The sequence below is a fragment of the Lentilactobacillus parabuchneri DSM 5707 = NBRC 107865 genome (assembly GCF_001435315.1).
GTDB lineage: Bacteria > Bacillota > Bacilli > Lactobacillales > Lactobacillaceae > Lentilactobacillus > Lentilactobacillus parabuchneri.
The window spans coordinates 21,119-33,285 of sequence record NZ_AZGK01000001.1; the positions used below are offsets into that span (position 1 = coordinate 21,119).

General features: G+C 44.1%; 7 protein-coding genes. 5 read left to right on the plus strand and 2 right to left on the minus strand.

The annotated features are described in order from the left end of the window. Window positions 1-108: 108 nt before the first annotated feature. Window positions 109-3,066: an MMPL family transporter gene (locus tag FC51_RS00165; protein ID WP_057911116.1), complete on the minus strand. Its 2,958-nt coding sequence runs from the start codon at window positions 3,064-3,066 to the stop codon at window positions 109-111. 178 nt (window positions 3,067-3,244) lie between these two features. Between FC51_RS00165 and FC51_RS00170 the strand changes: the two genes are divergently transcribed. Next, window positions 3,245-3,823 (plus strand): TetR/AcrR family transcriptional regulator, encoded by a 579-nt coding sequence (locus tag FC51_RS00170; RefSeq protein ID WP_057910089.1) that lies wholly within the window; start codon window positions 3,245-3,247, stop codon window positions 3,821-3,823. A 211-nt stretch (window positions 3,824-4,034) separates the two neighbouring features. Further along, window positions 4,035-4,334 carry a DUF2316 family protein gene (locus tag FC51_RS00175; RefSeq protein WP_057910088.1) on the plus strand — a complete coding sequence of 100 codons (300 nt, stop codon included), beginning with the start codon at window positions 4,035-4,037 and terminating at the stop codon, window positions 4,332-4,334. A gap of 160 nt (window positions 4,335-4,494) precedes the next feature. On the opposite strand, the gene FC51_RS00180 is transcribed toward FC51_RS00175, so the two are convergent. Continuing rightward, window positions 4,495-5,214 carry a surface layer protein SlpC gene (locus FC51_RS00180; protein ID WP_225355024.1) on the minus strand — a complete coding sequence of 240 codons (720 nt, stop codon included), beginning with the start codon at window positions 5,212-5,214 and terminating at the stop codon, window positions 4,495-4,497. Between the two features lie 256 nt (window positions 5,215-5,470). Between FC51_RS00180 and FC51_RS00185 the strand changes: the two genes are divergently transcribed. From FC51_RS00185 to FC51_RS00200, 3 genes are all read left to right on the plus strand, one after another. Then, window positions 5,471-7,315, plus strand: a complete 1,845-nt coding sequence (locus FC51_RS00185; protein ID WP_057911117.1) for an N-acetylmuramoyl-L-alanine amidase — start codon at window positions 5,471-5,473, stop codon at window positions 7,313-7,315. A gap of 257 nt (window positions 7,316-7,572) precedes the next feature. Next, a complete protein-coding gene (locus FC51_RS00190) occupies window positions 7,573-8,994 on the plus strand; it encodes an aspartate ammonia-lyase (protein WP_075141076.1) in 1,422 nt (473 codons plus the stop codon). 277 nt (window positions 8,995-9,271) lie between these two features. Beyond that, entirely contained in the window at window positions 9,272-12,064 is a 2,793-nt protein-coding gene (locus FC51_RS00200; protein ID WP_057910084.1) for a cation-translocating P-type ATPase, read from the plus strand. Window positions 12,065-12,167: the final 103 nt, after the last annotated feature.

Genomic DNA, 12,167 nt, shown 5'->3' on the forward strand with positions numbered 1-12,167 from the left:
ATGATACTCAAAAACTATAGCGTACGTTTAGGGGATTTGTCAAATCTACCGCAATAAATGTACCAAAAAAGGCCCCTAATATTATTAGAAGGCCTTTTACAGAAAGCATTATTCATTATCTTGATTCTTCGCGCGTCTGGTTGGGTGCGCTTTTTCTTTTTCCGCAACGGACTTTTGATACATCTTATCATTGACGTATGGGTAGGTCCACTTAACCATTGCTGACATGATAATTGGTAACGTCAATACCAGAATGATTAAACCAACGATAACGGTCATTGCCACTTGAATCAACGTCAAAACATTTGACGGAATCAATGCAGCAAACGTACCACCCAAGATAATAGCGGCTGAAATAACGACCGTTCCGATGATTGTGGCGGAATTAAGGATTCGACGACGAACGTCAGGGATGGCGCCCGCATCACCCCGATACCGCATCATTAGGAAAATACTGTAGTCCACTCCGAGGGCAACCAGCATGATGAAGCTGAAGAATGGTGTGTTCCAAGTTAACATGTTTTGGAATAGCAGATACCCGGACAACCACCTGGTAATCTGAAGTGATCCCAAATAGGTGATTGAAAGTGTTCCGATAATCGTGATTGCTTGGACCAATGATCGGGTAACCACCATCAGGGCCAAACCAATTCCGACCAGCATGATGGCAACGGTTCTGATGAAGTCACCATTGGCGGTTTTTTGAAGGTCAGCTGTTTGTGAGCTTTGACCGCCAACGGCAACCTTAGCATTGCTCAAGCTGGTGTTTTTCATTTTGGCCTGAACATCCCGGGTAATCGTTCTAATCCGGTTAGCTGATTCAGTGGTACTAGGATCACTGTTCAAAATAACGGTGATCTTGGTGATCTTACGGTCTTTGGACATGAAGGCGTCAAGAGATGGGGTAAATGAGGCACTCTTGATACTTTCGGCAGGCATGTAGAAAGTATTACCAAGGTAAGATTTCTGCATTTCTTTGAGGTACTTGTTAACAGTATCGGTTCCGTTGTTAACTTGATCCAAGCCGGCGTTAGCGGATGTTAAGCCGGTTTGTAATTCCTGCATCTGACTTTGTAATTCTTTCATCTTGCTATTTAAAGTCTGGACTCCGGTATTGACCGTTGAGCTGCCGCTTGCGACACTTTTGGCACCAGATACCAAAGATGCGCTGTTGGCATTCAAACGGCTGGCACCGCTGCTAATTCGGCTTAAACCACTTGAAAATGGCGAAACTTGTGAATTAAGTCGACCTAATCCGGAAGATAATTGTCTTGAACCAGATGATAAAGCGCTCATTCGACTGCGAAGGGCTTTCATACGAGCTGTTTGGCTGCGCAGTTGTGAAATACCGGTATTGAGTCGCTGACTACCACTGGCTAAACGACCAACACCTGATTGAAGATTAGACGTACTTGAACTCAATTGTTGTGAGCCGCTGGCTAAACTGCTGACGCCGGAAGTATACGTTGCGACGCCCTGACTGAGTTGTTGGGCGCCCGATTCAAGCTTGCTGGCACCATCGGCCAGCTGCTGAACTTGGGCAATACTTTCGGATGTGCCGGAGTTGGCGAGCTTTTCATTCGCACTCTTGAGTCCTTTTTGAACCTTCTTGATACCTTTACTGGTCTGGTTTAACCCATCCGTTAAACTCTTTACCTGACTTCTTAAATAAAGCTGGCTGATCTTGGTGCCGCCTGGGCGAGTGACTGACGCAACGCTTTTAACGCCCGGTTCAGAGTTGAGATAACCGGTTAATTGATCGATCTCTGCCAGGTGTTCCTGGGTATTCAAAGGTTTTTTATTTTGAATGTAGACGGTCGTTGGGCCGGACATTCCAGCTGGATAGTGATCCTGGATCACGTTGTAGCCGGCTTTTGACTGAATGCTGTTTGGTAATTCGTCAGCGTTATTAAAGTTGAGCTTCTGGTTGCCGACAAACAAAAGTGGCAAGGCGGCTAAAACTAAGATTCCCACCATAATAAAGGTGTGTGAAAGGGTAAATTTGGATAAGAAATTCCACAGGAAGCTGCGATCGTGGGCTGACAAATCCTTACTTGGCCAAAACAGTTTGCTGCCAAGTGTTGACATGAAGAACATGTTTAAGGTCAATAAAACCAGCAGTAAAATAGCAACGCCGACGGCCACTGCAACACCGGAACGATAAAACGAGAATTTGGCGAGCCCCAGCGCAGCAAATCCGATCAAAACAGATGATCCACTGTAAAGAATGGTTCGACCGGCATGACGTTGAGCCGCTTTGGCCGCGGCTGTTGCTGCCGCACCATTTTTAATCTCTTCTTTAAATCTGTCGTACAGTAGAATATTGTAATCAGTTCCAATTCCGAATAGGACCACAACCAAAAAGATCTGGGTAAAGTTGGAAATTGGGAAATTCATCCGCTCAGCCAAGTTGGTGACCAAGCTTAACGAGACTAGGAAAGAAACCCCGACGGTTAGCAGGGAGATGACTGGAATTAAAAATGATCGGAAGACGATAATTAACACAATGAAAATAAAAATGGCGGCAATGATTTCAGTCTTCTTCAGTCCTTCTTCCGTTACCGTTGAAAAGTCATCATTGAGAATGTCCGTTCCAGTCACATACGTTCGCAGACCTGACGTCTTAATCTTGCTCAAGATCTTGTCGGTTTGGCCACGGACCTTATATTTACTTGGAAGGGTGATCATCACCATCTGGGTGGTATTGTCTTTTGACTGCAGCTGCTGCTTAGAGGCAGCATTATCACTCGGTGCAGTTACCGAAACAATATGTAATTCCGGATCATTCTTGATCGCATTGGTTGCGTCTTGAATCTGGAGCGATTGTTGGTCAGAAATTTGACCGTGCTTATTGTTAAACACGGCAATCAATGTTCTGACGTTTTTTCCGCCCTCGTATTTCTTTTGAATCTTATTGGCAACCTGGCTTTGAAGCGATGACGGGATCTGCACAGATCCTTTGTCACGAACAAGCTGGGGGATATTTGGCAACGCAAAAAGTGCCACGATAACCAGCCCGACCCAGATGATAAGTGATAGCATATGCTTTTCTTTGAACTTCTGCATTAAATTTCTTCCTTTCACGTTCTGATGATCAATTAAAGACTATTGTTTAAAATTGGACACCTGTACAAACTAATATAAGATGATAAACTCGGCATAAATATGGCGCAAGGGACAATTTGTTGCGTTCGTTTAAAATTAGACAAATGAGCATAAATGCAAAAACGTTGAGGAAATAATAATGAAATATGATTTATCTAAAAAACCAACTCGTGGTGCACAACGGACATTAACGGCGTTTTGTGGAACGATGCTGAAATTACTTTCAGAAAAGTCCTTTGAAAAGATCAGCGTTAACGAAATTTGCGAGATTAGTAACTTTCCCCGCGCCACTTTTTATAACTATTTTGATGATAAATATGACCTATTGAACTACTGCTGGTACGTGATTGCTCAAGAAATTCAAGTTGATCAAGCCCCTGAGGCTGTCTCAAACAAGTCATTGATTATTTATTTTGACCGTTTGTATGACGTCTTCAAGAGCCACGCGCAGTTGTTGAATAACATTTTGCAATACAACGACTTTTCTGGACAGCTTGGCAACAGCTTCATCAATTACTTTAAAAATAAAATGCAGGAGATATTCACGACATCCATTGATTACTCCAAGCTTGGTTTGCCGGTGGAGCTGGTAGCCGACCACTGCAGTGAAACGGTGATTTTAGTCTTAAAGTGGATTTTTTTGAAACACCAAGTTGCTGATAAAACGTTGGCCCATGAATATTTGAAAAAGCTGTTTGATCTTGATGAACTCCTTTGAAACTTGAACGTGGTCCCAAATGCTCAATGACTATATAGTAACATGTTCCAAGCAGATTTGACCCTGCTTTTCGTGAAAAATGTCTTTTGGAAAGCAACATCTATTATAGCAAACTTGAGCTTTCATTTGTGCGTCAAACTCGATTGTGTTAGCATGCTACATAAGTGTTTTTTTAATGCTTACTAATTTCAAGTGACGAGGAAGTGACAGAATGGTTCTAACCAGTGATGAGGCCGCTGCCGTCAAAGATGAGTTGCAAGGAAACTTTGACCTTTCAGGAATTACCCTGAAAATGGCGGCCATTGACCTCAAAACAACCCCTGAGCATATTCAAGACGTGTTGAACTTAAAAAATTGTCGTAGAGAAGAGCCGTGGGTGCTTCGTAACTACCTAATTCAAATTATCTTGCTTCAAGAAAAAGAACCGTACGCATTCTCAAAATTAATTGGAAATCCGAAACGCTTTGGGTTTTTAAATAACCAATTTATTGAGAAGGGTGAATTAAATTAAATCGTGTGTGTCAAATAGTGGTTTATATGATCAAATTAAAACCTGAGGCACTTAGCTGATGCCAGAATTTAAGCCCAGCAATCAAAATTCCAAAATATGGAATAATTGATTACTGGGCTTATTTTTTGGATTAACGCGCATTTTCTTTAGCTCAATGTCGTTAACTTGCTGGAGAAGTTGAGACATCACTAATCCGGACCCAACCGTTAACTTGGGGATGGGCCGCGTCATTGACATAATAATAAGTCAGGTTGGCGCTGCGGCCATTTTGTTTGCTGCCGACTTTCGTGACGGTCAGTGGGTCTTGATAGAAGTCCGTTGTCGCATTCAAATTTCGGCCAACTTTATAATCCGTATAATCCGGTGCGACATAGGTAAGCGTTGAGGCCTTGGGAGTTGTGAAATAAAACGTTGTCGTTGCGACGTAATCAGGGACGGTCTGTTCTTTAAAGGTTTGAACAGCTTGAAGGCCGCCACTGACTTGAGTTGGATCATTGGTGGGATCGGTCGTCCCGGTATAAATCCAGCCGCGGTAGGTTTTATCAAATGAAACAACTTTTAAATACCATTTGCCGTTGGATAATTTGGCGGCACGATAGCCACGAAAATAAGTTTGACCGGAATCCGACGCGTTTTTAAGGTTTTTTAAGACAGCTGCTTTAGTTTGCACCTTGGTGGTTTTGCTGATTGGCAATTTTGAATAAAGGTCATCTGTACCGGTGGGTAAATAATTTCGGGTATTGCCGGATGTTGTCAGTGGTAGATTAGTGGTTACGGTTAAGTTGCTTTTAGCCGCTGCAGGGGCGGCAGTAGTCGTTAGCAATAGCAAGCCCAATCCCAGTAATAACATCCAATCGTGATGATTTCTAAATCGTTTCACAAAAATCCCTCCCAATTTGATATTTATTCACAAAGTATACACCCTCTTAGAGGAGAAAAATAGCCGTCTGCCGATATTTATTAAAATATCATTAAAGAAACTGACGTTCTTCCACCATATAATTCAGGTCATAAAACTTTATTTGCAATAAAAATGAGATAAATTATCATATTTCGTATATTTTTCCACTGATTCGTTGTATTCTTATTGTAAATATAATGCTTATTCGTGGATATTCATACAGAGGAGTGATGATATGAAGCTTGCAAAAAGGCCGTTATGGCTATTTTTAACAGCATTGTTGGTGTTCTTGATTGTGGGGGTAAATGAGGGTTCTCACGCGTTTGCCAAGACGGCGGCGATGGAAAATGAGTTTCAGCAGGCGGCAAAACGTTATCAGGTACCCGTTGCCTTATTAAAGGCGGTTTCTTACAATGAAAGCCGCTGGGATTCCCATTCAGGAAAGCCCAGTGTTGCCGGTGGCTATGGCGTCATGCATCTGACGGATGTCACGGGGTTGACCACCAGTGGCGCTGATTCTGCGGCCGTTAAGACGCCAAACGCTGCTTCACTGCATACCCTTCAAAAAGCGGCCAAATTGACAGGGCTCAGCGTTCATCAATTAAAGACGAATACCGCGGCCAACATTCAAGGCGGTGCTGCATTACTACGGTTCTATCAAAAATCCCTTGGGAAGTCCTTGACTGCAAACCTGAATTCCTGGTACGCTGCGGTTGCGAAGTACAGCCAGTCGGATTCAAAAGCCGCTGCCAATTATTTTGCGGAAAACGTTTATCAAATACTAAAGGATGGGGAAAGTCAAAATGGCATTACAATTGCCCCGCAGAAGGTGGTTCACTTGAAAGACCAATCGATTAATTCCGATTCTACAGCCTCTTCAACTGACGGCCCGAGTGGGTTGCCAATTGAATGGATCCCGGCACTTTATAAAGAATTTGATGATCAGGGCGATTACGGAAACTATGATCTGGCGGATCGACCCAATGACATGAAAATTAACTACATTGTGATTCATAACACCGAAACCAGCTTTCAAGAAGCACTGGATTTATTCTCAACGCCGACTTATACCACGGCAAACTATGTCGTGAGTTCAGTCGAAGGAACCGTCGCTGAGATGGTCCGGCCGCAAAACGTTGCTTGGCATGCCGGAAATTGGTACATTAACTCGCATTCAATTGGCATTGAGCATGAAGGCTATGCGACGGTTGGCGGCTTCTGGTATACCGAGAATATGTACCGTTCGTCAGCAGCGTTGGTTAAATACCTTGCCAATCAATATGATATTCCACTGGACCGACAGCACATCATCGGCCACGACAACTTGCCGGGACTGACGCCCGCAGCTCAAAAGACAATGCACTGGGATCCGGGAACATACTGGAACTGGGATCATTACTTTAGTTTGATGGGGGTTAACCTCCGTCAAAACCAGGGGCGTACAGATTCAAGTATCATTACCATCACGCCTGACAGCCAGCACAATTTGACGGCGGATTCAGGTGAAAAGGTGACAGACGCTGGTGTCAATTTACCGTTGGCCGGCTCGAACTTCGTCTATCTGTATCAACAACCAAGTTTTAGCAGCTCCTTAATTGCGGATAAAGATTTCTCATCCGGCCAATCCGGGACCACCGAAAAAGATGATTGGGGCGACAAGGCTGTTTTTGGCCAGCAGTTTAATCAAATCGGCCAAAGTGGGGACTGGACGGAAATCACTTATGGCTGCCAAAACGCCTGGTTCTATAATCCAAATGGCGCTAATTCGACCTCAGCGACTGGCAAGCTGGTCACACCGAAAGGCAATAAAGCTGTTTCAGTGTATGGCAGTGCTTACCCAAGTAATCAAATTCTCAAGAAAAATAAAGTTACTGGCATTACGCCAACCCCGATTTATCAAATCCAACCGGGACAGAAATATGTCTACGGCGGGGAAGTCACGGCAGATTATTTCAACTCGCACTTTGATTCCAATAGTCCTAAGAACGTGATTCACGGAAATGAACGGTATTATCAAATTCAGTTTAATCACCGAATTGCATTTGTAAAAGCCGATGACGTTACATTGAGCAGTCATTAACAATTCGAAAAGCGGATCCAAACTATGGACCCGCTTTTAGTTTGCTCTGAACTACATGATAGATTATATGACATCACTGTTTTTGACCGAAACGATTTTTCTCTAAGATTGATTGCTGACATTCATGCGTTAGGTATTGGTATATATCTGATTAAACGCTTAAATTCAACTTTTGTGTTGACATTTATAAAAATGGGTATATATTAATAAACGTAAGTTGATGTTAAAAGATATCACATGAAATGAGGGAATTGAGAATGAGAATTGAAAAAGATTGCATTGGTGAAATGTTTGTACCTGATAACGTCCTGTACGGGATCCACTCTTTACGAGCGAAACATAATTTTCCGATTACAAATGAAAAAGTGGATCCTGCGATTATTCAAAGTTACCTTCAAATCAAAAAGGCGGCTGCCATCGCCAACGAAAAGGCCGGGACCCTGGATAAAGAAAAGAGCGACTTGATTGTGTCGGCATGTAATCAACTATTGTTTTCAAAAGATTACGATGCCTTTATCACACCCGCAATTCAGGGCGGTGCCGGCACTTCAACCAACATGAACGTCAATGAGGTGGTTTCCCAACTTGCCATGCGGATCAGTATAAAAAATGGTCGAGAAAAAGTTGAGATTCATCCAAACGATGACGTTAACCAGTCACAGTCAACCAACGATACATACCCGACTGCCGGAAAAATGGCGATGTTAAAATTGTTACCAACACTGACGGCAGCGGTGAGTGACTTAGTTGACGCATTGAGTGATAAAGCAGATCGATATGCAACCGCCATTAAGGTCGGTCGGACTCAGCTTCAAGACGCCGTTCCAACAACTTTTGGTAAATCTTTTTCCGCATATGCGTCGATGTTTAAACGTGATCTGCAGCGTCTGAAAGGAACCCAAAAGTTATTATCAAAAGTAAGCCTTGGTGGGACTGCAATTGGCACTGGTATTAATGCTACTGCCGCCTACCAGGAAACAGTTGTTCCAGTCCTCAATAAAGTCTCACACCTTAGCTTGGTAAGCGCCAGTGACTTGGTTGATGCCACTCAGAGCAGCGATGCTTTTACGACATTTTCCGGGGCAATGAAGGCCTTGGCAGTTGATCTTTCCAAATTTTCAAACGACTTACGACTGTTATCCAGTGGTCCTCAGGCAGGACTCAATGAAATCCAATTACCAAAAAAGGCAGCGGGATCGTCTATTATGCCCGGCAAAGTGAACCCAATTATCCCTGAGGTCGTTAACCAGGTCGCTTTTGAAGTGATTGGTAATGACGTGACGGTCACGATGGCGGCCGAGAGTGGACAGCTTGAATTAAATGCTTTTGAACCAATCATGTTTAAGAGCATTCTGACCAGTGAACAGCATTTGACCCGGGCAATTGATACCTTGGTTGAAAACTGTGTCAGCGGCATTAAGGTCAACGTTGATGACTGCCGTTCTGAAGTTGAGCACTCCTCAATTTCGGCGACTGTCCTATCTCCGTTGCTAGGGTACGAAAAGACAACTTCACTGATTAAAGAAGCCGTTTCTACGAAAAAATCCGTCAAAGAAATTGTAAAAGCAAAGCATCTGTTGCCGGATGCACTGGTTGACAGCCTGTTCTCTCCTGAAGTGCTAACAAACGTCAGTCGAATCAAGGATGAACGTTCAGTTGCCGGTTCAAATTTGAATTAAAGTTCCTCATTACATCTGAACCAACCTCAAGTAGAAATAGAAATGTCAATTTTTGATCGCGTGATCAGCCATTTAAGAGCCTCAATCAATCATTCCAAACCAATGGATAATCGATTGGGGCTCTTAATTTATGGGTTCAAACGGCTTGCCGTCTTAATTTCGTTTTTGAGTCCAAATAATTTGGATTTAAACGCCTTAAAACCGTTCACATTTTTTAATCGCGATATAATTGAGTTGTTAGGAACAACTATTTTATCGGTAAATTTGGGGTGAGTAAATGATACAGAAAAATAAGACGACGCTCATCGACGACTATGCCAAAGCAGACCCCACCGCGTTAATGAACCAGTTTCAAACTGGAAATGAGGGGTTATCTGGCGCTGAAGCCGAGAAGCGACTACAAAAGTATGGGCCAAATACCATCCAACAAGGGAAAAAGCGTTCTGAAATTCTGGTATTTCTAGCCAATTTTACGTCAATGATGGCGATTCTGCTGTGGGTATCCGGTATCATTGCGATGTTTGCCGGCATGATGGAACTGGGGATCGCAATTTGGGCGGTTAACGTGATTAACGGTTGTTTTTCATATTGGCAACAGCATGCTGCCCAAAAGGCGACTGATTCCTTGAAGAAAATGCTGCCATCGTATGTAAAGGTTCGCCGAGACGGAAAGTCGCAGCAGATTCAAGTCGAGCAGTTGGTTCCGGGAGATGTGTTCGATATTCAGGCCGGTGATTCGATTCCGGCTGATGCCCGCGTGTTTAACACATCCAATTTACAGATTGACGAGTCGTCTTTGACCGGTGAATCTGTGCCTGTCGAAAAAAAGGCCGACTATCATCATGGCGACGGCGAATTTGCCCAGCAAAACATCGTCTTTGCCGGCACCGTCTCAACAAGCGGGACCGCAACGGCATTAGCCTTGGCAACGGGGATGGATACGGAATTCGGCCGAATTGCAACGTTGACCCAATCACAGAAAAAGACGATTTATCCGCTGGAACGTGAGTTAAATCATTTAACCCGTCAGCTGACAATTATTGCGATCGGCATCGGGGTGGCGTTCTTCCTGTTGGCGATCTTCTTTGTGAAGTATCCGATTGCCAAATCATTCATCTTTGCTTTAGGGATGATCGTTGCCTTCATTCCAGAGGGCTTACTGCCAACCGTGACGTTGTCTTTGGCTCAGGGAACCCAGCGAATGGCCAAAAAGCATGCTTTATTGAAAAATTTAAGCAGTGTTGAAACGCTGGGCCAAACGACGGTGATTTGTTCAGATAAGACGGGAACCTTAACCCAAAATCAGATGACGATTAACCACATCTGGCTGCCCGGGAAAGAATATGATGTCACGGGAACCGGTTATCTGACCAACGGCAAAATTCAATTGAATGGAAAAGACGTTGATTTAGCCAACGAGCTTGATTTAAACAAGCTGCTGATTAACGCTACTATTAATAATGACACCGAGGTTACGGAGGGCAAAGCTGGCGAAAAGTCCAAAATACTGGGAACGCCAACTGAAGCCGGGTTAGTCATTCTTTCAAGGAAAGCCGGGATTGATGCCAAGGATGAACGGAAGGCTTATCCACGGCTAAAGGAACTGCCATTTGATTCCGATCGGAAATTGATGACGGTCATTACCAAGGATCCTTCCGGTCAGTTATTTATTAATACCAAAGGGGCGTTGGGCAGTGAATTGGCTATTTGTGACCGAATTTTAGATAATGGTCAAGTAAGGCCGATCACTGATCAGGACCGGGCCACAATCAATCAGGCTAACGAAACCTATTCCAAACAAGGGTTGCGGACGTTGGCATTTTCCTACCGAATTGTCGATGGTGACGATCCGCTGGCCCACAAATCACTTGAGAGCTGCACCATTCAAAGTGCCGAAACGCACATGATATTTGTCGGTTTGACGATGATGTCAGATCCACCACGGCCAGAAATCTTTGATGCGGTTAAAAATTGTAAACGGGCCAGCATTCGAATTATCATGGTTACCGGTGACAGCCCCATCACTGCCAAAAGTATTGCGACTCGAATTGGGATTACGTCGGATAAAGCCCGCGTGATTTCTGGTGATGAACTCGACAAAATGTCTGATGACGACCTTCAACAGGCGGTCAAAGGTGAGGTCATCTTTGCTCGAGTTGCCCCTGAGCATAAATTTAGAATTGTATCGATGTGTCAAAAAAATGGCGATGTTGTGGCGTCAACCGGCGATGGTGTCAACGATGCCCCAGCCTTAAAACGAGCTGATATCGGTATCGCAATGGGCGTCACTGGAACGGACGTTGCCAAGGATGCCGCCGATATGATTTTGACCGACGACAACTTTGCTTCAATTGTCAGTGCAATTGAAGAAGGGCGGACGGTTTACAGTAACTTACAAAAGTTTCTTCTATATATATTGACCAGTAACGTGCCGGAAGCCGCACCGTCGGTTATTTTCCTGGTCACTCGTGGCCTGGTGCCGCTGCCGCTGACGGTTATGCAGATTTTGACCGTTGATTTAGGAACTGACCTGCTGCCGGCTTTAGGGCTGGGAACCGAAAAAGCAGAGCCGGGCATTATGGACCAGCCACCACGGCCGTTAAACAGTCATCTGCTAAACAGGTCGATTATCTGGAAGGCCTTTGGCTGGTATGGCTTGATTGCGTCTGTTGTGTCGACCGCAGCGTACTTCTACGTCAACCACGTCAATGGTTGGCCAAATGTGCCACTCGCGGGCTCCGGCATGGTCTATGCGGAAGCGACAACGATTACGTTGGGAGCGATTGTCTTCTCACAGATTGCAGCTGCCATGAACTGTCGAACCCAAATCTCGTCCGTCTTTTCAATTGGACTTTTCAGTAATCATCGAATCCTCACGGGGATTGTGGTCGAAGTTGTGTTGATTGCGTTGTTAATGTACGTGCCGTTCCTACAAGGCGTCTTTAACACTGGACCACTAAACTTATCAGAATGGATCTTCCTGTTCTGTATTCCGGTGCCAATCTTCTTGATTGAAGAACTGCGAAAGTATATTGTTCGTCGAATCAAACGGGTGCCAAAAGTTGCTTAAATATGCTCATGAATGGGGTTCAACGTCATTGATCGTTGAACCTTTTTTATTTACGACAAGCCAAATGTATTGTTGCATTTACAACAATAATGTTTTAAAATAA

Bases quoted from the DNA above. Each gene is read 5' to 3' on its own strand.
- FC51_RS00185 (WP_057911117.1), top strand. From the start codon at position 5,471: ATGAAGCTTGCAAAAAGGCCGTTATGGCTATTTTTAACAGCATTGTTG.
- FC51_RS00175 (WP_057910088.1), top strand. From the start codon at position 4,035: ATGGTTCTAACCAGTGATGAGGCCGCTGCCGTCAAAGATGAGTTGCAA.
- FC51_RS00190 (WP_075141076.1), top strand. From the start codon at position 7,573: ATGAGAATTGAAAAAGATTGCATTGGTGAAATGTTTGTACCTGATAAC.
- FC51_RS00170 (WP_057910089.1), top strand. From the start codon at position 3,245: ATGAAATATGATTTATCTAAAAAACCAACTCGTGGTGCACAACGGACA.
- FC51_RS00165 (WP_057911116.1), bottom strand. From the start codon at position 3,066: ATGCAGAAGTTCAAAGAAAAGCATATGCTATCACTTATCATCTGGGTC.
- FC51_RS00200 (WP_057910084.1), top strand. From the start codon at position 9,272: ATGATACAGAAAAATAAGACGACGCTCATCGACGACTATGCCAAAGCA.